Below are 20,492 nucleotides of genomic sequence, written 5' to 3'. Positions count from 1 at the left end.
AACAATGCAAGCTCTGCGCACCGCCGCGACCGGCATGTCGGCCCAACAGCTGAACGTCGAAGTCATCTCGAACAACATCGCCAACATGAACACCGTTGGCTTCAAGCGCCAACGGGCCGAGTTCCAGGACCTGCTGTACCAGACGATCGAGCGCGCCGGCGCCCAGTCGTCGAGCGACGGCAACGTGGTCCCGACCGGCGTTCAGGTCGGCGGCGGCGTCAAGGCCGGCTCGGTGTACCGCATCACCGAGCAGGGCACGCCGACCATGACCAACAACCCGCTGGACGTGGCCATCCAGGGCAAGGGCTACCTGCAGATCCTGCTGCCCTCGGGCGAGACCGCCTACACCCGCGCCGGCAACTTCTCGACCAACGACCAGGGCCAGATCGTCACCGAGGACGGCTACCTAGTCCAGCCGGGCATCACCATCCCCGAGAACGCCACCGGCATCACCATCGGCAAGACCGGCCTGGTGCAGGTCAATCTCGACGGCCAGACCGACGCCCAGACCGTTGGCCAGATCGAACTGGCCAACTTCATGAACGAAGGCGGCCTCGAGGCCATCGGCGACAACCTCTATCTCGAGACCGGCGCGTCCGGCGCGGCCAACATCGCCGCCCCCGGCCAGCCCGGCTTCGGCACCCTGCTGCAGAACTACACCGAAGCCTCGAACGTCGACGCCGTCAGCGAAATCACCTCGCTGATCGTCGCCCAGCGCGCCTACGAGATGAACTCCAAGGTCATCACCACGGCCGACCAGATGCTCCAGGCCACCTCGAACCTGCGGTCGTAAGCTCATGAAAACCCTGCTTCTCACCGCCGCCGCCCTGCTGATCGCCGCCCCCGCCGCCTTCGCCGGCCAGCCCGTCAGCCTGCGCCAGGACACCACCGACGCCGACGGCGTCATCACGCTTGGCGAACTCTTCGACGGCGCCGGCTCGGCCGGTTCGGTCGTGATCGCCCGCCGCGTGGGCCCCAGCGTCGTGCTCGACGCCGCCCAGCTGCAGATGACCGCCCGCCGCGCCGGGCTCGACTGGGCCAATCCGCAGGGCCTGCGCCGCGTCATCGTCCGCCAGGGCGCCGAAGGCGGCGGCCAGCTGGCCGGCGCTTCGGCCGCCGCCCCGCGCGGCAACGTGGAGGTTCTTGCCTACGCCCGCAGCCTGGCCGCCGGCGAGACCGTGCAGCCGCAGGACCTGGTGTGGATCAAGGTCGCCTCGGCGCCCTTCGACGCCCCGTCCGACGCCGACGCCATGATCGGCATGACCACCAAGCGCCCGCTGCGCGAGGGTTCGGCCGCCTCGATGCGCGACGTCGCCGCTGCCCAGGTCATCGCCAAGGGCGATGTTGTCGCAGTCACCTACGACTACGCCGGCGTGGCCCTCACCTTGCAAGGCAAGGCCATGAGCGCCGCCGCCGTCGGAGAAGCCGTCAGCGTGCAGAACACCGCCAGCAAGAAGATCATCGAAGCGGTGGCCACCGGCCCCGGTTCGGCCGCCGTCGGCCCCGAGGCGCAAGCCCTCAAGGCCCGTTCCAACTCCGTGCGCTACGCCGCCCGCTAAGAGAGCCAGACACCCATGCGCCCCGCCGCCTTCGTCGCCCTCGCCCTGCTCGCCCCGATCGCCGCCTGCTCGACCGTCACCGAAGCGGTGAAGGGCCCCGAACTGGCCCCCGTCGGCTATCCCGCCTCGCTCGCTCCCATGGCCCCGACCTATGTCTCGGCCCGCGAACCGGCCCCGCAGGCCGCCTCGGCCAACTCGCTGTGGCGCGTCGGCGCCCGCGCCTTCTTCAACGACCAGCGCGCCAGCCGCGTCGGCGACATCGTCACCGTGCTGATCGAGATCGACGACAGCGTCAGCACCTCCAACACCAGCAAGTCCTCGCGCACCTCGACGGGCAACGCCGGGGTCAGCAACTTCTTCGGCCTGGAATCCAGCCTCGGCAAGGTTCTGCCGGGCGGTTTCGACCCGGCCAACGCCGTGGGCACCAACTCGGCCTTCTCCAATTCGGGCGCCGGCAGCGTCAGCCGCTCGGAAAAGATCAACCTGACGGTCGCCGCGATCGTCGCCCAGGTCATGCCCAACGGCAACATGGTCATCCAGGGCACCCAGGAAGTGAAGACCAACAACGAACTGCGCCAGCTGACCGTGGCCGGCATCGTTCGCCCGGAAGACATCTCCTCGGCCAACACGATCAAGCACACCCAGATCGCCGAAGCCCGCATCAACTACGGCGGCCGCGGCGACATCAGCCGCGTGCAGAAGACCCCGGCAGGCCAGTCGCTGGTCGAGAAGTTCTCGCCGTTCTGATGACCTAGGGGTGGTTCGAGACAGGTTCGGACCGCCCTGCACAATCTTCCCGCCGCCAGCGCGCCCAGGGTCTTCTCGGGAGCGCGCGGGTCGGTCGGCAGAAACCGCCGGGCGTGGCGAGGCGTTCTCCTGACAAGGAGATCCGAGCCGTGCCCAGCATCCGCTTCCCCGTCCGCACCGCCGCCGCAGCCGCCCTGGCGCTGCTCGCATCGGCCTGCGCGCACGAGCAGGCGGCAAATCCCGCCTATGCCTGGGCCTATCTCAACGAGCCCGGCGAAGGCCCGAAACTGGCCTACGGCCGCCCCTCCAGCGACGAGGTGCTGCTGATGCTGGTCTGCCCCGCGCCGGGCGGGCCGGTCGAGGTCTCGGCCAGCGGGCTGGAAGGCGCAACCATAGGGCTGGCCAGCCGCGACCGGACGTCGCACCTGGCCGCCAGAACCGTCGATGGCGGTGGAACCGGGAGCCTTCTGCTGGCCTCGGCGACCACGCGCGACCCCGCACTAGGCAATTTTCGCCGCACGGGCGATCTGGCAATCGTTAACGGCGACAAGCGCCACAGCATCGCCGCCAAGGCCGACGAGCGCCGCCGCGTGAAGGCGTTCTTCGAGGCGTGCGGGGCGTGACAAAGACCCTCCCCCTGAAGGGGGAGGTGGCCCGAAGGGGCGGAGGGGGAAGTTTCTGCTGAATTCGAGCGCGCCGCCGACGGGGGATTACATCCCCCTCCGTCGGCTACGCCGACACCTCCCCCTTCAGGGGGAGGGTCTTGAACTAAGCCCGCCGCCCAGCCGCGCTGACATTGTCCATGCCGAGCGCCGACAGCGCCCCGCGCAGGATGCCTTCGGCGTCGAGGCCGGCCTCGGCGTACATCAGGTCGGGCTTGTCCTGGTCCTGGAACACGTCCGGAAGACCCAGCGTGCGGATCTTCAGGCCGCGATCCAGGGCGCCGTGCTGGGCCAGGGCCTGCAGCACGAAGGCGCCGAAGCCGCCCATGGCGCCCTCCTCCACCGTGACGATGGCCTCGTGCTCGCGCGCCAGGCGCAGCAGCAGGTCAAGGTCCAGCGGCTTGGCGAAACGGGCGTCGCAGACCGTGGCCGACAGGCCGCGCGCGGCCAGCAGGTCGGCGGCCTTCAGGCTTTCGGTCAGGCGCGTGCCGAACGACACGATGGCGACGCTGGTGCCTTCGCGGACGATGCGGCCCTTGCCGATCTCCAGCGGGTCGGCAGGTCCCGTCGGCAGCTCGACGCCCACGCCCTCGCCGCGCGGATAGCGGAAGGCGCTGGGGCGGTCGTCGATCTCGACGGCGGTGGCGACCATGCGGGCCAGTTCCAGTTCGTCGGCGGCGGCCATCAGCACCATGCCGGGCAGAGCGCCCATGAAGCCGATGTCGAAGCTGCCGGCGTGCGTCGGACCGTCGGCGCCGACCAGGCCGGCGCGGTCCATGGCGAAGCGCACCGGCAGGCGCTGGATCGCCACGTCGTGGACCACCTGGTCGTAGCCGCGCTGCAGGAAGGTCGAATAGATCGCCGCGAACGGCTTCATGCCGTCGGCGGCCAGGCCCGCGGCGAAGGTCACCGCGTGCTGCTCGGCGATGCCGACGTCGAAGGTGCGGGTCGGATAGGCCTTCTCGAAGATGTCGAGACCCGTGCCCGAGGGCATGGCGGCCGTGATGGCGACGATCTTGTCGTCCTTGGCCGCCTGCTTGACCAGTTCCTGGGCGAACACCTTGGTGTAGCTGGGCGGGCCGGCGGCCGCCTTCTGCTGCTGGCCGGTGACCACGTCGAACTTGGCCACGGCGTGCAGCTTGTCGGCCGCGCCCTCGGCCGGGGCGTAGCCCTTGCCCTTCTGGGTGACGACGTGGACGAGGACCGGCTTTTCCTTGAATTCCCGGGCGTTCTTCAGCACCGAGACCAAGGCGTCCATGTCATGGCCGTCGATCGGGCCCACATAGTGGAAGCCCAGCTCCTCGAAGAAGGTGCCGCCGGTGACCATGCCGCGGGCGTATTCCTCGGCCTTGCGAGCCGCGTCGCGGATCGGGGTCGGCAGCTTCTCGACCACCGTCTTGCCCAGCTTGCGCGCCTTGCGATAGGCGCCGCCCGAGACGAGGTTGGCCAGATAGGCGCTCATCCCGCCCACCGGCGGGGCGATCGACATGTCGTTGTCGTTGAGGATGACGGTCAGCTGGCGCGTGGCGTCGGTGGCGGCGTTCATCGCCTCGTAGGCCATGCCCGCGCCCAGCGAGCCGTCGCCGATCACGGCCACGACGGCGTTGTCCTCGCCTTTCGCGTCGCGCGCGGCGCAGAAGCCCAGCGCGGCCGAGATCGAGGTGGCCGCGTGGGCTGCGCCGAACGGGTCGAATTCGCTCTCGGCGCGCTTGGTGAAGCCCGACAGGCCCCCGCCCTGGCGCAGCGTCTTGATGCGGTCGCGACGGCCGGTGAGGATCTTGTGCGGATAGGCCTGGTGGCCGACGTCCCAGATCAGGATGTCTTTCGGCGTCTCGTAGACGTGGTGCAGGGCCACGGTCAGTTCGACCACGCCCAGGCCCGCGCCCAGGTGGCCGCCGGTGACGGAAACCGCGTCGATGGTCTCGGCGCGCACCTCTTCGGCGAGCTGCTTGAGCTCGGCGATCGACAGCCCGCGCGTGTCGGCGGGCGAGGAGACGGTGTCTAGGAGAGGCGTGTGCGTCGGCATGTCTGTAGAAAGCGCGGTCAGTTGCGGCGGTCCAGCACGAAATCAACGCTTTCGCGCAGATGGTCGGCCCGATCCCCAAAGATATCCAGATGCGCCTTGGTCTGCGCTGCGAGAAGCTCCACCCGTTCCTTGGCCGCATCAAGGCCAAGAAGGGTGACGTAGTTGGCCTTGCCCTTGGCGGCGTCCTTGCCGGCGGCCTTGCCCAGCAGGGCCGCGTCGCCCTCGGCGTCGAGGATGTCGTCGACGATCTGGTAGGCCAGCCCCAGGTCCTGGGCGAAGCCCATCAGTGCGGCGCGCTCGGCTTCCTTGGCCCGGCCGATGATCAGCGGGATCTCGAAGGCGAAGGCGATCAGGGCGCCGGTCTTCAGGCGCTGCATGCGCGCCACCGCGCCCAGGTCGTCGCGAACGCCCAGGAGGTCGATCATCTGGCCGCCGCACATGCCGCGCGCGCCGGACGCGATCGCCAGCTTGCGCACGAGTTCCGAGCGGACGTGACCGTCGTCGTGGGTGTCGGGGTGGGCCATGATCTCGAAGGCCGCCGTCTGCAGCGAGTCGCCGGCCAGGATGGCGGTGGCCTCGTCGTACTGCACGTGCACGGTCGGACGGCCGCGACGCATGTCGTCGTCGTCCATGGCCGGCAGGTCGTCGTGCACCAGGCTGTAGGCGTGGATGCATTCCAGCGCGCAGGCCGCGCGCAGCACCGGCCGCTCGGGCAGGTCGAACATCTTGCCGGTTTCCAGCGCGAAGAACGGCCGCAGGCGCTTGCCGGGGCCCAGCGCCGCATAGCGCATGGCCTCGGTCAGGCGGCTTTCCGGCCCATCAGCGCGCGGCAGCAGCTCGTCGAGCGCCACGGTGACGATGTCGGCCGCCTGGGCGATGCGCTTGCCAAGGTCGCTCAAAACAGCTTTCCCCCGTTGGGCGCCGCGCGATCCACCGTCACGAGGACGACTTCGCCCTCGTCGTCCGGAAAGCCCAGGCACAGGACTTCCGACATGAAGGGGCCGATCTGACGCGGCTTGAAGTTCACCACCGCCGCCACCCGACGCCCGACCAGTTGGTCGGTCGTGTAGTGGCGGGTAACCTGGGCCGACGAACGCTTTACGCCGAACGCCGGTCCGAAATCGATCGCCAGCTTGTAGGCCGGCTTGCGGGCTTCGGGAAAGGCCTCGGCCGAAACGATCGTGCCGACTCGGATATCCACGCGCTCGAACTCCTCGAACGCGATCGTCGGCGACAGTTTCGGCGAGGCCTGGCCCATCAGGAGAACTCGGCCGGCTCGACGCCCGCGGCGCCGCCCTGGCCCAGGACGATCTTCTCGACCTTCAGGCGCGCGGCCTCGAGCTTCTTTTCGCAGTGCGCCTTCAGGGCCGCCCCGCGCTCGTAGATGTCGATGGAGCGTTCCAGCGGCGCCTGGCCCGATTCCAGTTCGGACACGATCTTCTCGAGCTCGGCCAGGGCCTGTTCGAAGCTCAGGGCCGAGAGGTCGTGCACGGGAGAAGCGGCGTCGGTCATTTCTACTCCAAGGAGAAGCTGGCACCCTAGTTGGCGTGGGGCCGGCGGGCAACGGCTGTGAAAGGTCAGGCGCGCTCGAAGCGCTTGACGCACCAGTACTGGAAGCCCTGGTCGAGCGTCTTCTTCAGGCCCCGCGCCTGCAGGGCGTTGCCGATCATCACGTTGAAGAAGCCATGGGCCACCAGCAGCACGTCGCGGCCGTCCTGCGACAGGGCGATCAGCGCGTCGGCGGCCGCTTCGGCGCGGGCCTCGGCCTGCTTGCGGCTTTCCTGGCCCATGTGATGGTCGAAGAACCACCACCAGAAGCGGGCGAAGAAGCCCCACTTCTTGGGCGACAACTTGATCCAGCTGGGCCATGGCGGCGGCGGCAGCGGCGCCTCGATGAACATCGGATCGCGCGGGAAATCGCGGCCGCCGGCCACGGCCTGGGCGGTCTCGATCGAGCGCCGGCGAGTCGAGGAGACGATCACCTCCGACCGCTTGGCGATCTCCAGCAGGCAGTCGGGCGGGGTCTGGCCGGCCAGCAGGCCGCCTTCCTCGTAGCGCCCCCACCAATCGCCATAGGTCCTGGCGTCGAAACGCACCTTGCGCGACAGGGCGGGTTCGCCATGGCGGGCCAGGACGATGGCCCCGGGCGGGCGGACCACGCTCGAGGCGGTCTGGTCGGCGGTCGGTGCGTCGGCCATTTTCCTCGACGACCCGGCGGCCGCTGACGCGGAACCGGGTCTCATCCTTCCTGAAGCGCTCTGACATGCGCCTTCGCCGAACGGCCGAGCGCTTCGAGGTCGTACCCGCCCTCGAGCGAGGAGACAATACGCCCTCTGGCCCGATGGTCGGCCACCGACACGATCGCCCGTGTGGCCCAGGCGAAGTCTTCGCCGCGAAGGCTTTGCGAGGCCAGCGGATCGCGCTCGTGGGCGTCGAATCCGGCCGAGACGAGGATCAGGTCGGGCGCGAAGCCGTCGACTCGCTCCATCAGCCCCTCGAACGCCCGCCGCCAGGATTCGCGCGGCGCGCCCGGCGCCAGGGTGGCGTTGACGATGTTGCCCACGCCCCGTTCCGACGGATCGCCGGTGCCGGGATAGAGCGGCGACTGGTGGATCGAGGCCACCATCACCGTCGGGTCGTGCTCGAACGCGGCTTGGCTGCCGTTGCCGTGATGGACGTCGAAATCGACGATGGCGACGCGGGAAAGGCCGCTGGCCTGGGCGACCCTGGCCGCCACAGCCACGTTGGAGAACACGCAGAAGCCCATGGCGACCGCCGGCTCGGCGTGGTGCCCCGGCGGCCGCACCGCGCAGAAGGCCCGCCTGCCCTCTCCCGCCGCCACCTGCCGCACGGCCGCGCTGACCGCTCCGGCGGCGCGGCGCGCGGCGACCAGGCTGCCGGTCGACAGCACCGTGTCCGGATCCAGCGCGTGAATCCCCGCATGCGGCGCGGCGGCGAAAATCGAATCGACGAAGGCGCCCGGATGCACGCGGGCCAGATCCGCCGGATCGACCAGCGGCGCCTCGAAGGGTTCCAGGTCCAGGCCCGCCTCGTCCTCCAGCGCGTCGATCACCGCCTGCAGCCGCGCGGGGCTCTCCACGTGACCGGGACCCGGCCGGTGGTCGAGCATGTCGGCATGGGTGAACAGCGAGACGGCCATGGAACGAGGTTATGCCGGATGTTTCCCCCCTCAAACCCTCTCTCTCAGAGAGAGGGATCGATTTTCGCCCCCCTACACCCCCGCCTTCGCCGCCGGCCGGGCGTTCATCTCCTCCAGCCAGCGCTTGACGTTCACCAGCTCCGGATCCGGCCGGAACCGCGCCATCCGCGCGAAATCGATCCCCGTCACCGCCAGGATGTCGGCGATGGTCACCCGGTCGCCGGCGATGAACGGGGTTTCCCCCAGACGTCGGTCCAGCACCTTGATCCCCTTCTCGGCGGCGGCGCGGTTGCTGGCGGCCACCTCGGGGATCTGGGTCTCGATCGCCGCCAGGGCCGGATGGCTGTGGCGCACGGTCAGCATCAGGGGCGTGGCCACCAGCATCTCGGCGCGCCTGGCCCACATCTCGATGATGGCTACCTCACGCGGATCGACGCCGAACAGGTTCGGCTCGGGATAGACGCTTTCCAGATAACGGCAGATGGCCACCGACTCGGTGATCGTCGTGCCGTCGTCCATCTCCAGGGCGGGCACGTTGGGCAGGCCGGCCCGGGCCATGTAGTCGGGCGTGCGGTGCTGGCCGGCGAAGATGTCGACCTCGACGATCTCGACGTCCTCGATCCCCTTCTCGGCCATGAACCACCGCACCCGCCGGGGATTGGGCGCACGCCGGCTGTCATAGAGCTTCATTCTTGTCGTCCTCCCGCCGCCATAAGAGCCCTTCCCCCTTGATGGGGGAAGGGTTGGGATGGGGGTGACGCAGCGTCAGACGACAAACCGCCGTATCTCGGCCGCCACCCGCTCGGCGACCTCGTCGGGATTTCCGAACGCCTCCACATCGCGCACCCTCAGCACGCGATAGCCCTGGCTCGCCAGCCAGCCGTCACGGTCGGCATCGTAAAGTTGCTGCTCGGGCAGATCATGCCCGCCGCCATCGACCTCGATCACGAGGCGAGATCCGTGGTGGACGAAGTCGGCCACGTAGCGGCCGATCGGCGCCTGGCGCCGGATGTGGAGGTCGAGCGCTCGAAGCGCCTTCCAGAGGTTCCGCTCGCTGGCGGTCATGTCCCGCCGAAGGCGGCGGGCTCGGCCGACGGCGCCGGGGGCGTGCGTCGGCTTTGGTGTTTTTTCGGACACGCCGCAGTCACCCCCATCCCCGGCCCTTCCCCCATCAAGGGGGAAGGGAGGGACGGAAGCAACCGTATCAGAGCCCGAACAGCACCCGCGGCATCAGGCCGATCAGCGAGCCGGTCAGGCAGGTGGCCAGGAAGCCGGCCATCATCGCCTTCCACACCAGGCTCAGCACTTCCTGGCGGCGTTGCGGCACCAGCACCGAGAAGCCGGCGACGTTCATGCCCACCGAGCCGATGTTGGCGAAGCCGCACAGGGCATAGGTCATGATCATCCGCGAGCGCTCGTCGAGGCTGGCCGCGCCGGTCTTGGCCATCTGGATGAAGGCGGTGAACTCGGTGAGGATCAGCTTGGTGCCCAGGAGGCCGCCGGCGCTGCCGGCTTCCTTCCAGGGGATGCCCATCGACCAGGCCAGGGGCGAGAAGATCACGCCCAGGCCGCGCGTCAGGCTCAGCGGCTGGCCGCCGATGGCCGGCAGCATGGCCAGGAACTTGTCGAGCATGGTGGCCAGGGCCACGAACACGATCAGGGTCGCGCCGACGTTCAGCGCGATCTGCAGGCCGTCGGTGGTGCCCTTCATCACGGCGTCGATCGAGCTGCCGTAGGTCTTGTCCTCGGCGGCCAGGTCCAGGTCGCCGCCCTTTTCCAGCGGATCCGACGGCACCACGATGCGGGCCAGCAGCACGCCGGCCGGGGCCGAGATGATCGAGGCGGTCAGCACGTGGGCGGCGGCGTTGGGCAGCACGTCGGCCAGGATGGTGGCGTAGGCCACCATGGTCGAACCGGACACGCAGGCCATGCCGACCGTGATCAGCATGAAGAGTTCCGAGCGCGACAGCTTGTCGAGATAGGCGCGGATGAAGATCGGGCCTTCGATCTGGCCCATGAAGATGGTGGCGGCGGTGGCCAGGGCCGGCGGGCCGCGCAGGCCCAAGGTCTTCTGGAACACGAAGCCGAAGCCTTGGGCGGCCCACTTCAGGATCTTCCAGTGCCACAGCAGCGCCGAAAGCGCGCAGACCACCAGGATCACCGGCATCACGCGGAAGGCGAAGATGAAGCCCGCGCCCGGATTGCTGACCGGATAGGGCTGGTCGCCGCCGGCCAGGAAGCCGAACACGAAGGCCGTGCCGGCCTGGGTGGAGGCGCCGAGGCCCTCGACCGCGCCGTTGACGCCGCGCAGCATCTGCTGGGCCTGCGGCAGGCCGAACAGCAGAACCACCAGGCCGACCTGGATGATCAGGGCGCCGATGGCCAGCACCCACGGGAAGCGCTTGCGGTTTTCGGAGACGAGCCAGCAAAGGCCCAGGGTGAGCGCCAGACCCGCCAGGGCCTGAACGTTCTCGGGACGGAAGAGCAAGAGCGGAACCTTGAATTGTGAAGCGACGCCCCCGCGACGCCGACCAAGGGGCCAGTTTGTCCAACACAAGCGCGCCCGGCGCAAGCGGCTTGCTTGACCTTCGGCGTCGCGGGGGGCGGCGCCTGCTCGGCGAGCGCTGTGCGTCGAGATCTGATCAGATCTCCCTTCCCCCTTTGATGGGGGAAGGGTCGGGGATGGGGGTGAAACGGCGCCGGCCAGATCAACCGGCCAAGGCCCAAGTCACCCCCACCCACCCCTCCCCCATCGAGGGGGAGGGCTTAAGCGACTAAGCCGCGATGCTCACCGACGAGGCCGAGCTGACGCCCTCCCCGCTGGCGACGCTGCTGGTGGCCGCATCAGCCAGCTGTTGCAGCAGCTTCTGCATCATGTCCGAGGCCAGGGACGAGCTCGACAGCGTGCTGGCCAAGGTCGAGGTGGCGCCGGTGCCATTCGAAGCCTGTTTCAGCAGGTCGCCGAACTCCTGGCCCGACAGGCTGCCGTCGCCGTCCGCATCCGCCGCCGAGATCAGGTCCGAGGCGGCGGTGGCCGCATCGGCGCTGTCGGTGTTGGCCGCGGCCAGCTCGGCGGCCGAGACCGTGCCGTCCTGGTTGGTGTCGAGGCTGTCGAACACCTGGCTGACGCCGCCGCCTCCGCCTGCGCCACCTGCCCCTTCACCACCGCCCGACGGCGGAGGTCCGGGCGGCGGACCACCGGGTCCGCCAGACGCCTGGGCCAGGGCCGCGAACTCGCCGCCGGTCAGCACGCCGTCGCCATCGCTGTCGCCGTCGGAGATCAGGCTGTTCACGGCCGAGGAGATGTCGCCCCCCTCGCCCAGCGCATTGGTCAGGGCCGTGGTCAGTTCGTCGGTCGAAAGCGCGCCGTCGGCGTCGGTGTCGAGGCTCTCGAAGATCCCCTGACCGCCGCCCATGCCGCCCATCTGGCCCATGCCGCCTTCCTGCATGGAAAGCAGCGAGCCCAGGGTTTCAGAGCTGAAATTCTCGCCGCTGGAGCCCTGCGAGCTCATCGGCGGCGGAGGCGGCGGCGGCGGCTCGCCGCTGCCGACCTGCATTTGTTGCCCAGCGGACGCGCCGCTGGAGGACGAGGCGGCGCTGGCCGCCGACGTCGTCGAAGAGCCGCGCATCGACTGCAGCAACTGCTGCATGATCGAGGTGCTGCTCAGGCTGGAAACGCTCAAGGCGATGTCTCCTGGAACCGGTGATGCGCATCAAGGCGCGGGCGTTACGCGCGCCCTTGCCCTGGGCGCGCTCCGGTTCGAGCGAAAAACATTCCACATTTCGGGAGGTTACAGCGCTGAAATGCGCATCCCTCCAGTCCTTCTCCCCTTGCGGGAGAAGGTGGCGGCCGAAGGCCGACGGATGAGGGGTCTCACGAACGAAAAACGCCGCGGCAGCTGGTCGGCTGTCGCGGCGTCTTGCTTTTGAGAGACCCCTCACCCGACCTCCCTTCGGGAGGCCACCCTCTCCCGCAAGGGGAGAGGGACGAGTGAAAGGATCACTTCCCGGCCAGTTCCTTCACCAGCGCGTCGCGGCCGTAGACCTTGGTCAGGGCCTCGGTGATGGCCGCGGTCGAGACCACGACGGTGCGGTTGATCGAACCGTCATAGCCGAAGGCGCCGCCCAGCGAGTGGATGTTGCCGTCGAAGGCAGCCCCGATCACCCGGCCCTTGGCGTCGATCACCGGCGAGCCGGAATTGCCGCCGATGATGTCGTTGGTGGTGACGTAGTCGTAGACCGTCTTGAGGTTCAGCTTGTCCTTGGCGGTGATCCAGCGCGGGGCGGCCTCGAAGGGCTCGGCGCCGGTGACGCGGTCGTAGAAGCCGGCGAAGTCGGTGAACGGGGTGATCGTGCGGCCGCGATGGGTCCAGCCGGCGACCTTGCCGTACGACAGGCGCAAGGAGAACGTGGCGTCCGGATAGACGGTGTCGCCCAGCACCGCGAAGCGGGCCTTGGCGATGCGCTCGGCGGCGGCGTCGGTCGGGGCGGTGACGCTGGCTTCATAGGCTTTGCGCACTTCGCGGCCCGCGCCTTCGGTCTTCAGCACGAACTGGATCATCGGATCGTCCGAGGCCTGGATGGCCGCCAGGCCGCCGTCCCACAGCGCCTTGCGCACGGCCGGATCGGCCAGCTTGCTGCCGGCCACTAGGCGGGCCGACAGGCCCTCGGGGCTTTCCTTGCCCAGAAGCAGCTTCACGGCCGGCGCGTCGGCGGTCAGGTACTCGCGGGTCTTCAGCAGCCAGTGCTCGAGATAGATGCGCTCCAGCGGCGCATCGACCGGACGCACGTCCAGCAGGCGCTTCTCCACCAGCGGCAGGCGGGTGTCGGCGTATTCGGGCAGGCGCTCGGCCGCCGGCTTGGCGCGCTCCTGGGCGCCCCGCACCAGGGTGCGGGCGTAGCCGTAGAGGTCCGAGCCGCCGCCGGCCGAGGTTTCCAGCTGGCGCATCGGCACGAACTGGTCGGCCAGGGCGGTCTGCGCCTTGTCGATCTCGCCCCACGGGTCGCCGATCTGCGCGGCCAGCTTCGGATCGGCGGCCACCTTGGCCTTCAGGTCGGTCTCGGCGGCGCGCTTGGCGTCCATGAACTTCTTGTCGTTCAGCACGAACTGCTGGCCGAAGAACACCTTGTAGCTGTTCTCGATACCCGCCAGCGGCTGGTTGGCGATGCGCTTGTTCTCTTCAGACTGCTCGCCGAACTGGATCAGGCGGCCGCGCATCTCCGAGCGCTGCAGTTGGCCGACCGGGATGATCAGGTCGCGGTTGGTCTCCAGCTGCGAGACCGTCAGCTGGCGCTGGGTGGTGCCCGGATTGCCGGCCACGAAGGTCGGCTCGCCCTCGACCGGAGCGCTCGCGCGCCAGGTCAGGTGGTTCGGGGTCACGGCTGGCTTGCCGTCCTCGTACAGGCGCAGGAAGGCGCTATCGAGGTTGAAGCGCGGGAAGTTGAAGTTGTCCGGGTCGCCGCCGAAGAAGGCCGTGGCGTATTCCGGCGCGAACACCAGGCGCACGTCGGCGTAGCGGCGGTACTTGTACACCTTGTACTGGCCGCCGCGGTAGAAGCTGATGGTCTGGCAGCGCAGGGTCTTGTCCTGGCCGCAGGCGGCCAGCTCGGCGGTGGCGAAGGCGCCGTCACGCGCTTTCACGAAATCCTGTCCGGTCTTGCCCGCGCCAGCGGCCGTCACCTGGTCGGTGACGTCGGTGATCGACAGCAGAACCTCGGCCTGCATGCCCGCGCACTTCAGTTCCTCTTCACGCGCTCCGGTCAGGAAGCCGTCCTTGACGTAGTCCTTGCCCTCGCTCGACAGCGCCTGGGTGCAGTCGGCCACGCAGTGGTTGTTGGTCAACACCAGGCCCTGCTTGGAGACCACCGAGGCCGAGCAGCCCGTCGTCAGGCGCACGGCCGAGGCGCGCACAGTGTCCAGCCACTTCTGGTCGATGTCGACGCCGTAGGCCTGCTTGACCTTGGCCGAGGGGAAGTTGTCGAAGGTCCACATGCCCTCGTCGGCCTGGGCCGCCCCGGCGGCGGCGAACGAGAGAACCAGGGCCGAGGCGGCCAGCGTCAGAGTCTTCATGAGTCGTCCTTGCACGGCGCAGCGCCGTCGTGGCGTACAATGTAACAGCCATAGCCAAGCCAGGGCGGCAGAGCCACCCCTGTTTCCTCAGTCGGCTTTCCGACGCAAGAAACATGCGCCTCGATCACATTCCGTCGAAGAGCTGTGTCTTACCCCGATTTAACTTGGCCTCAGCGGTTCCGCGCTGTTCTTGTGCAACCGTTGATTGGGGGAGCGTGTCGGCATGTCGCTGGCGTTGGCCACACTGTTGTACGAATGGCGGCGATACCTGGCGGCGATCATCGCCCTGGCGTTCTCCGGCCTGCTGGTGCTGGCCCAGGTCGGCATGTTCACCGGCATCGGCAAGGCCTTCACCGCCACCATCGACCGCTCGCCGGCCGACATCATGGTGCTGGGCCCCAAGGCCGAGAGCCTGATGAACGGCGGCAACGGCCTGCCCCGCCGGGTCATGGCCCAGATGTACATGCACCCCGAGGTGGTCGAGGTCGCCGATCTCGACGGCGGCGGCGGCATGTGGAGCAACGACCCGCCCCCCGGCAAGAAGCGCGTGCGCGAGTGGATCCAGACCTCGGCGGTCGACACCCGCAGCGACGCGGTGACCTGGCCGCGCGACTACAACGAAAACATCCGCGTGGCGCTTCTCGAGCCCTATTCGGTCGCCATCGACCGCACGGGCATGGCCAAGCTGGGCATCCAGAAGCTGGGCGACCGCGCCACCATCAACGGCAAGACCGTCTATATCCGCTACATCCTCGACGGCTATCCGAACATGATGCAGCCGACCGTCGTGGTGTCGCGCGACACCCTTCGCCTCTTGGGCCAGGCCTCGACCGGCAGCCGCGTCGGGCCGCTGATGGTCCGCATCAAGGATCCGGCCCGCGCCGAGATCGTCCGCGACCAGCTCAACGCCACCTCCGACAAGGCCTACCGCGCCTGGACCCGCGCCGAGCTGTCGGAAGCCAATGACGGCGCGATGATGAAGGAGAGCTTCATCGGCATCATGCTGGGCTTCTCGGTGTTCCTGGGCCTCCTGATCGGCGTGGGCATCACCTCCCAGACCCTGCGCGGCGCGATCCTGGCCAACATCAAGGAGTTCGCCTCCCTGCGCGCCCTGGGCGTCTCCATGGGCTCGCTGCGGATGATCGTCATCGAGCTGGGCTTCTGGACCGGCGTCGCGGGCCTGTTCGCCACTGCCGTGCTGGTCGGCCTCGTGTCGCAGCTGGCCAAGATGAACGGCCTGCCGATGAGCTTCCCCATCCCGCTGGTGATCGCCTCGGCCGGCTTCCTGATGCTGATCGCCGTCGTCTCGGGCCTGCTGGCCCTGGGCATCCTGAAAAAGAGCCAACCGGCGGATCTGCTGCGATGAGCCAATCCCCCTCCCCCCTCGTGCCGGGCAAGACGGCGATCGTCGCCAAGGGCCTGCAGAAGCGCTTCAAGACCGGCCGCACCTATATCGAGGTGCTGAAATCGGTCGACTTCGACGCCCTGCACGGCGACGTGACCATGGTCATGGGCCCGTCGGGCTCGGGCAAGTCGACCCTGGTGGCCTGCCTGTCGGGCCTGCTGCGTCCCGACGAAGGCCGGGTCAAGGCCATGGACCAGGACCTGTGGTCGCTGCCGTCTGGCCGGATCGACAAGTTCCGCCTCGACAACTGCGGCTTCATCTTCCAGGGCTTCAACCTGTTCCCCGCCCTCACCGCCCTCCAGCAGGTCACCACCGTGCTGAAGTACCAGGGCTACGATGTCGCGCAGGCCAGGCGCATGGCCATGACGGCGCTCGACGAGGTGGGCCTTGGCCACCGCGTCAACCAGCGCCCGTCCGAGCTGTCGGGCGGCGAGAAGCAGCGCGTGGCCATCGCCCGCGCCCTGGCCAAGCAGCCCCGCCTGCTGTTCGCCGACGAGCCGACCTCGGCCCTCGACGGCGAGAACGGCCAGATCGTCACCCGCCTGCTGCAACGGGCGGCCAAGGAGCACGGCGCGGCCGTGATCTGCGTGACCCACGACCACCGCATGGAATCCTTCGCCGACCGCGTCATCCACATCGAGGACGGCCGCATCCTCGACGACCGCCGCGTCACCGCCCAGCCCGCGCCCGCCGCGGCCGACCGCCCTCTCATCGGAGCCTGAGATGCCCGCCCTGTTCCGCCGTCGCCGCTTCTGGCTGATCTCCGTCGGCGCCCTCGCCATCCTCGGCGGAGGCCTCTGGATGCAAGCCCGGGCCACAGCCAAGAAGGTCGAGGCCGTCAGGACGGCCGCCGCCACGTCCGTCACTCCCTACGGCGCCGTCGCCGACGGCAAGGCCGACGTCGAGGGCGGGGTGATCTCGGTCGCCGCCCGCCGCCAGGGCATCGTCAGCGAGGTCTACGTCCAGGAGGGCGACATGGTCCACAAGGGCCAGCCGCTCGCCAAGCAGGAGGACGACGACGTCCGCCTGGCCGCCGAGACCGCCGCCGCCAGCCTCGCCCAGGCCAAGGCCCAGATCCGCGTGCTCGAGGTCCGCAAGACCACGGCCCAGCGTGAATACGCCCGCCTGCAAGGCCTGACCGCCTCGAACTTCGTGGCCGGCCAGCGCCTCGACCAGGCCCGCGACGCCATCGCCGGCGCCGACGCCGAGCTCGACGCCCAGCGCGCCCTGGTCGCCACCTTCGCGGCCCAGCTGAACCAGGCCCGCTACAACCAGGAACTGACGGTCATCCGCGCCCCGGCCGACGGCCGCATCGCCCGACGCTACGCCAACCCCGGCTCAGGCGCCTCGACCCTGAACGTCACCCCGATGTTCGACCTCGAGCCGTCCACGGCCCGCATCGTCCGCGCCGAGATCAGCGAGTCGGCCATCCCGTTCGTGACCGTCGGCCAGTCGGTCGAGATCATCCCCGAGGCCGACCAGAAGAAGACCTTCACCGGCAAGGTCCTGCGCCGCGCCGCCGTGTTCGGGGCCCGCAAGCTGCAATCGGACGATCCGTCCGAGCGCACCGACGCCCGCGTGGTCGAGGTGGTGGTCAGCGCCGACAACACGCCCTTCCTGATCGGCCAGCGCGTGCTGGTGAAGTTCATGAAGCCGGGCCAGACCGCCGGCGCCAAGCGCACCGGCCCGCAAGCCGCCGATCCGCCCAAGAGCTGATCACGGCAAGACCTGATCGCTTCTATAAACCGCCTCCCTCGCCCTTGTGGCGAGGGCCCATGGCGGCGGTTGCTCAGATAGCGGCCATGCTTGAGAGGTCTGAGCAGGCTGAGGCATGGATCCTGGGCACAAGGCCCAGGAAGGCGAGTGAGAAGTCGCTGGGTCTAACAAGAAGAACAAGAAGGTCGCTGAAGCGCCTGATCACGGGTCTCCCCGCCCTTGACGCCCCCTCCTCGCGGTCGCACAAACGCGACAAACCAAACGCGCGTTTGAGGGAGATTTACGGGCATGGCGGACGACATTCGCTTCGACGGTCAGGTGGCCATCGTCACGGGCGCGGGCGGCGGGCTTGGCCGCCAGCACGCCCTGGAACTGGCCCGTCGCGGCGCCAAGGTGGTGGTCAACGACCTGGGCGGCAGCGTCGACGGTTCGGGCGGCTCGTCCGACGCCGCCAAGGCCGTGGTGGCCGAGATCGAGGCCTTCGGCGGTCAAGCGATCGCCCACGGCGCCTCGGTGACCGACGACGCCGGCGTCGCCGACCTGGTCAAGACGACTATCGACACGTGGGGCCGCATCGACATCCTCGTCGCCAACGCCGGCATCCTGCGCGACAAGACCCTGAGCAAGATGGAGCTGGCCGACTTCGAGGCGGTCATGCAGGTCCACGTCTTCGGCACCTTCAAGCCGATCAAGGCCGTGTGGGACATCATGAAGGCCCAGAACTACGGCCGCATCGTCGTCACCACCTCGTCCTCGGGCATGTACGGCAACTTCGGCCAGTCCAACTACGGCGCGGCCAAGATGGCGGTGCTGGGCCTGATGAACACGCTGAAGCTCGAAGGCGCCAAGAACAACGTCAAGATCAACGCCATCAGCCCGGTCGCGGCCACCCGCATGACCGAGGGCCTGATGCCGCCCGAGATCCTGGCCAAGCTAAACCCCGAATACGTCACCCCCGGCGTCGTCTACCTGGTGTCGGAGGACGCCCCCACCGGCGCGATCCTGACCGCCGGGGCCGGCGTCTTCGCCCTCGCCCGCATCTTCGAGACCGAGGGCGTCTATCTGGGCGAAGGCGGCCTATCGGCCGAGGAAGTCCGCGACAGCTGGGAAGCGATCACCGCCGAGCCGGGCCAGCAGGCCTACTTCAACGGCGGCGAGCAGGGCCAGAAGTTCTTCCGCAAGCTTGCCGGCGGCTGACCCTCGTCAGTGCACAAAGATCGCGGGCGCTGGAACATCGGCGCCCGCGATCGCCACATTTGACGTAAATTACAAAAATCTCGACCTGCGAGAATTGCGGCGAATACAAGTCTTTACCTAAGGGAAGGCACTTGTTTTGACATAACGGCGAATGAATAGAGGCCCAAAAGGCGCGCTTTCTTTGACGCCGAGAACAAAATTCACCGTTACGCGAATAAATAGCAACGGTTTTTGAAAAAGTGCGTTAGAGCCGGCGGCAACCTCCAGCATCGCAAGGTGTTGGTTGGACCTAACCTCCCCAAGAAGGTCTGTCAGTCACATGGCTCTCTCGCGTAAAGTCCTCGCCGCCGGCGCGGCCCTCGCCGCTCTCGCCGCCGCCTCGCAAGCCTCTGCTTCGGGCTTCTACCTCCAGGAACAATCGGCCCGCGGCGCTGGCCGCGCCTATTCGGGCGAAGTCGCCGACAGCGGCGCCGCCAGCCTGTGGTGGAACCCCGCCGCCATCGCCGGCGTCGAGCACGCCGAAGTCTACGGCGGCCTGCACGCCGTGCTGGTGAACTCCAAGGTCACCAACAACGGCTCGACCATCACCCGTCCGGTTCCGGTCACCACCCCGGTGGGCGGCACGGGCACGGCCACCGACGTCATCAACGACGGCGTGGTGCCCAACTTCGCCGGCGCCTGGCGCCTGAACGACAAGATCGTTCTGGGCGTCTCGATGGCCGCCCCCTACAACTTCACCACCGAGTACGAAGCCAACAGCTGGGCTCGCTATGACGCCATCAAGTCGCGCCTGACCACGGCCGACCTGCAGGCCACCCTGGCCTACCGCGTCAACGACAAGCTCGACCTGGGCGTGGGCATCAGCGGCGTCTACGCCGACGCCGAACTGTCGAACGCCCTGCCGAACGCCTCGCCGCTGCAGGCCGACGGCCGCCAGGAACTGACCGGCGACGGCTGGGGCTACGGCTGGACCGTGGGCGCCCAGTTCCACGCCACCCCGGCCCTGACCTTCGGCGCCAGCTACCGTTCGAAGACCGAGCACACCCTGAAGGGCGACGTGGCGGTCTCGGGCATCCTGGCCCCGCTGCCGACGGCGTCCAACCGCACCATCGCGGGTGAAGCCACCATCACCACCCCGTGGATGGCCAGCGTCGGCGCCCGCTGGGCCGTGACCCCCAAGACCACCCTGAACGCCCAGGTCAGCCGCGTCGGCTGGAGCGAGTTCGACGCCATCCGCGTCACCTTCGCCGGCGGCGGCTCGGTCAGCGAGCAGGACTACAAGGACATCACCACCGTGGCCCTGGGCGTGGATCACCAGCTGACCCCGCGCCTGACCCTGCGTGGCGGCGTCCAGAAGGACCCGACCCCGACCCCGGACGAAGGCCGCACCGCCCGCGTTCCGGACGGCGACCGCATGCTCTACGCCGTCGGCGCCACCTGGGCCGCCAAGCCGAACCTGAACCTCGACATCGCCGCGACCTACATCTCGTTCGACGATTCCGAGATCCACCGCACCGACACCACGGCCACCGGCTCGTCGGTGACCCTGAACGGCCTGGCCACCGGCCACGCCACGGTCCTGTCGACCGGCGTCCGCTGGACGTTCTGAGCCTTCTAGGTTCCTGAATACGGAAAGGCCGCCTGGATCGCTCCAGGCGGCCTTTTTGTTTGTCTTCTGGAGCCCTTCCCCCTTGATGGGGGAAGGGTTGGGATGGGGGTGGTGCCGCGGTTCAACCCGCACCGCCGTTTCAAGCCTGATCGCCGCGGTCACCCCCAACCCCGGCCCTTCCCCCATCAAGGGGGAAGGGAGATAGGGAGCTGGACGGGGATAGAGCCCGCTCAATCCTCGGCGCTTCCCAAAAAGAGTCCCACGAACTCAACCGCTTGCAACTTTCTCACGCGCCTGGATCAGACGCGCTGAATCCCGCCGCATAATCACAGCTGTCCCGT

The 20,492-nt window shown here is 68.6% G+C and carries 20 protein-coding genes; 9 read left to right on the top strand and 11 right to left on the bottom strand.

Translation table 11 applies throughout. The features are described 5' to 3' along the window. Window positions 1-4 precede the first annotated feature (4 nt). The 4 genes from flgG to P7A99_RS23665 all read left to right on the top strand — a co-directional run bounded on the left by flgG (window position 5) and on the right by P7A99_RS23665 (window position 2,929). The gene (flgG, locus tag P7A99_RS23680; RefSeq protein WP_101712695.1) at window positions 5-793 is read left to right on the top strand and encodes a flagellar basal-body rod protein FlgG; all 789 of its coding nucleotides are present in this window, start codon (window positions 5-7) and stop codon (window positions 791-793) included. Window positions 794-797: 4 nt separating this feature from the next. Further along, window positions 798-1,559, top strand: coding sequence for a flagellar basal body P-ring formation chaperone FlgA (gene flgA, locus P7A99_RS23675; protein WP_277796173.1), 762 nt, complete (start codon window positions 798-800; stop codon window positions 1,557-1,559). Between the two features lie 15 nt (window positions 1,560-1,574). Continuing rightward, the gene (gene flgH, locus P7A99_RS23670) at window positions 1,575-2,306 is read left to right on the top strand and encodes a flagellar basal body L-ring protein FlgH (RefSeq protein ID WP_116567427.1); all 732 of its coding nucleotides are present in this window, start codon (window positions 1,575-1,577) and stop codon (window positions 2,304-2,306) included. 149 nt (window positions 2,307-2,455) lie between these two features. After that, window positions 2,456-2,929 carry a hypothetical protein gene (locus tag P7A99_RS23665; RefSeq protein ID WP_277796172.1) on the top strand — a complete coding sequence of 158 codons (474 nt, stop codon included), beginning with the start codon at window positions 2,456-2,458 and terminating at the stop codon, window positions 2,927-2,929. Between the two features lie 145 nt (window positions 2,930-3,074). On the opposite strand, the gene dxs is transcribed toward P7A99_RS23665, so the two are convergent. From dxs to P7A99_RS23610, 11 genes are all read right to left on the bottom strand, one after another. Further along, the gene (gene dxs, locus P7A99_RS23660) at window positions 3,075-4,994 is read right to left on the bottom strand and encodes a 1-deoxy-D-xylulose-5-phosphate synthase (protein WP_277796171.1); all 1,920 of its coding nucleotides are present in this window, start codon (window positions 4,992-4,994) and stop codon (window positions 3,075-3,077) included. A 17-nt stretch (window positions 4,995-5,011) separates the two neighbouring features. Continuing rightward, window positions 5,012-5,893: a polyprenyl synthetase family protein gene (locus tag P7A99_RS23655; RefSeq protein ID WP_058349198.1), complete on the bottom strand. Its 882-nt coding sequence runs from the start codon at window positions 5,891-5,893 to the stop codon at window positions 5,012-5,014. Beyond that, window positions 5,890-6,252, bottom strand: a complete 363-nt coding sequence (locus P7A99_RS23650) for a tRNA-binding protein (protein WP_101716140.1) — start codon at window positions 6,250-6,252, stop codon at window positions 5,890-5,892. Before P7A99_RS23650 ends, P7A99_RS23655 begins: the two co-directional genes overlap by 4 nt. Next, window positions 6,252-6,506: an exodeoxyribonuclease VII small subunit gene (locus P7A99_RS23645; RefSeq protein ID WP_058349196.1), complete on the bottom strand. Its 255-nt coding sequence runs from the start codon at window positions 6,504-6,506 to the stop codon at window positions 6,252-6,254. Before P7A99_RS23645 ends, P7A99_RS23650 begins: the two co-directional genes overlap by 1 nt. A gap of 65 nt (window positions 6,507-6,571) precedes the next feature. Continuing rightward, window positions 6,572-7,192, bottom strand: a complete 621-nt coding sequence (locus P7A99_RS23640) for a phosphoglycerate mutase family protein (RefSeq protein ID WP_277796170.1) — start codon at window positions 7,190-7,192, stop codon at window positions 6,572-6,574. Between the two features lie 41 nt (window positions 7,193-7,233). Next, complete coding sequence (locus P7A99_RS23635) at window positions 7,234-8,154, bottom strand: histone deacetylase family protein (protein ID WP_277796169.1); 921 nt, start codon at window positions 8,152-8,154, stop codon at window positions 7,234-7,236. Between the two features lie 72 nt (window positions 8,155-8,226). Further along, window positions 8,227-8,844, bottom strand: coding sequence for a glutathione S-transferase family protein (locus tag P7A99_RS23630; protein WP_277796168.1), 618 nt, complete (start codon window positions 8,842-8,844; stop codon window positions 8,227-8,229). A 75-nt stretch (window positions 8,845-8,919) separates the two neighbouring features. Next, the gene (locus tag P7A99_RS23625; RefSeq protein WP_277796167.1) at window positions 8,920-9,291 is read right to left on the bottom strand and encodes an endonuclease domain-containing protein; all 372 of its coding nucleotides are present in this window, start codon (window positions 9,289-9,291) and stop codon (window positions 8,920-8,922) included. Window positions 9,292-9,358: 67 nt separating this feature from the next. Further along, a complete protein-coding gene (locus tag P7A99_RS23620) occupies window positions 9,359-10,642 on the bottom strand; it encodes a NupC/NupG family nucleoside CNT transporter (RefSeq protein ID WP_101711322.1) in 1,284 nt (427 codons plus the stop codon). A 286-nt stretch (window positions 10,643-10,928) separates the two neighbouring features. Then, window positions 10,929-11,837 (bottom strand): EF-hand domain-containing protein, encoded by a 909-nt coding sequence (locus P7A99_RS23615; RefSeq protein WP_277796166.1) that lies wholly within the window; start codon window positions 11,835-11,837, stop codon window positions 10,929-10,931. A gap of 317 nt (window positions 11,838-12,154) precedes the next feature. Continuing rightward, window positions 12,155-14,224 (bottom strand): S46 family peptidase, encoded by a 2,070-nt coding sequence (locus P7A99_RS23610; protein WP_277796165.1) that lies wholly within the window; start codon window positions 14,222-14,224, stop codon window positions 12,155-12,157. A gap of 223 nt (window positions 14,225-14,447) precedes the next feature. Between P7A99_RS23610 and P7A99_RS23605 the strand changes: the two genes are divergently transcribed. From P7A99_RS23605 to P7A99_RS23585, 5 genes are all read left to right on the top strand, one after another. Beyond that, window positions 14,448-15,590, top strand: a complete 1,143-nt coding sequence (locus P7A99_RS23605) for an ABC transporter permease (protein ID WP_277796164.1) — start codon at window positions 14,448-14,450, stop codon at window positions 15,588-15,590. Then, window positions 15,587-16,351 carry an ABC transporter ATP-binding protein gene (locus P7A99_RS23600; protein WP_277796163.1) on the top strand — a complete coding sequence of 255 codons (765 nt, stop codon included), beginning with the start codon at window positions 15,587-15,589 and terminating at the stop codon, window positions 16,349-16,351. Before P7A99_RS23605 ends, P7A99_RS23600 begins: the two co-directional genes overlap by 4 nt. Before the next feature lies 1 nt (window position 16,352). After that, window positions 16,353-17,345, top strand: a complete 993-nt coding sequence (locus P7A99_RS23595; protein ID WP_277796162.1) for an HlyD family secretion protein — start codon at window positions 16,353-16,355, stop codon at window positions 17,343-17,345. Between the two features lie 288 nt (window positions 17,346-17,633). Then, on the top strand, window positions 17,634-18,542 hold the full coding sequence (locus tag P7A99_RS23590) for an SDR family NAD(P)-dependent oxidoreductase (RefSeq protein ID WP_165262113.1): 909 nt from the start codon (window positions 17,634-17,636) through the stop codon (window positions 18,540-18,542). Window positions 18,543-18,861: 319 nt separating this feature from the next. After that, window positions 18,862-20,151: an outer membrane protein transport protein gene (locus P7A99_RS23585; protein WP_277796161.1), complete on the top strand. Its 1,290-nt coding sequence runs from the start codon at window positions 18,862-18,864 to the stop codon at window positions 20,149-20,151. Window positions 20,152-20,492: the final 341 nt, after the last annotated feature.

The organism is Caulobacter endophyticus, from assembly GCF_029543245.1.
Lineage (GTDB): Bacteria > Pseudomonadota > Alphaproteobacteria > Caulobacterales > Caulobacteraceae > Caulobacter > Caulobacter endophyticus_A.
This window is presented reverse-complemented; position numbering and strand designations above follow the sequence as displayed.

Excerpts from the sequence above, each read along its gene's own strand:
- flgH (WP_116567427.1), top strand. The coding sequence starts at position 1,575 with ATGCGCCCCGCCGCCTTCGTCGCCCTCGCCCTGCTCGCCCCGATCGCC.
- P7A99_RS23640 (WP_277796170.1), bottom strand. The coding sequence starts at position 7,192 with ATGGCCGACGCACCGACCGCCGACCAGACCGCCTCGAGCGTGGTCCGC.
- dxs (WP_277796171.1), bottom strand. The coding sequence starts at position 4,994 with ATGCCGACGCACACGCCTCTCCTAGACACCGTCTCCTCGCCCGCCGAC.
- P7A99_RS23585 (WP_277796161.1), top strand. The coding sequence starts at position 18,862 with ATGGCTCTCTCGCGTAAAGTCCTCGCCGCCGGCGCGGCCCTCGCCGCT.
- flgG (WP_101712695.1), top strand. The coding sequence starts at position 5 with ATGCAAGCTCTGCGCACCGCCGCGACCGGCATGTCGGCCCAACAGCTG.
- flgA (WP_277796173.1), top strand. The coding sequence starts at position 798 with ATGAAAACCCTGCTTCTCACCGCCGCCGCCCTGCTGATCGCCGCCCCC.
- P7A99_RS23635 (WP_277796169.1), bottom strand. The coding sequence starts at position 8,154 with ATGGCCGTCTCGCTGTTCACCCATGCCGACATGCTCGACCACCGGCCG.
- P7A99_RS23595 (WP_277796162.1), top strand. The coding sequence starts at position 16,353 with ATGCCCGCCCTGTTCCGCCGTCGCCGCTTCTGGCTGATCTCCGTCGGC.
- P7A99_RS23605 (WP_277796164.1), top strand. The coding sequence starts at position 14,448 with ATGTCGCTGGCGTTGGCCACACTGTTGTACGAATGGCGGCGATACCTG.
- P7A99_RS23650 (WP_101716140.1), bottom strand. The coding sequence starts at position 6,252 with ATGGGCCAGGCCTCGCCGAAACTGTCGCCGACGATCGCGTTCGAGGAG.
- P7A99_RS23610 (WP_277796165.1), bottom strand. The coding sequence starts at position 14,224 with ATGAAGACTCTGACGCTGGCCGCCTCGGCCCTGGTTCTCTCGTTCGCC.
- P7A99_RS23630 (WP_277796168.1), bottom strand. The coding sequence starts at position 8,844 with ATGAAGCTCTATGACAGCCGGCGTGCGCCCAATCCCCGGCGGGTGCGG.
- P7A99_RS23590 (WP_165262113.1), top strand. The coding sequence starts at position 17,634 with ATGGCGGACGACATTCGCTTCGACGGTCAGGTGGCCATCGTCACGGGC.
- P7A99_RS23645 (WP_058349196.1), bottom strand. The coding sequence starts at position 6,506 with ATGACCGACGCCGCTTCTCCCGTGCACGACCTCTCGGCCCTGAGCTTC.
- P7A99_RS23600 (WP_277796163.1), top strand. The coding sequence starts at position 15,587 with ATGAGCCAATCCCCCTCCCCCCTCGTGCCGGGCAAGACGGCGATCGTC.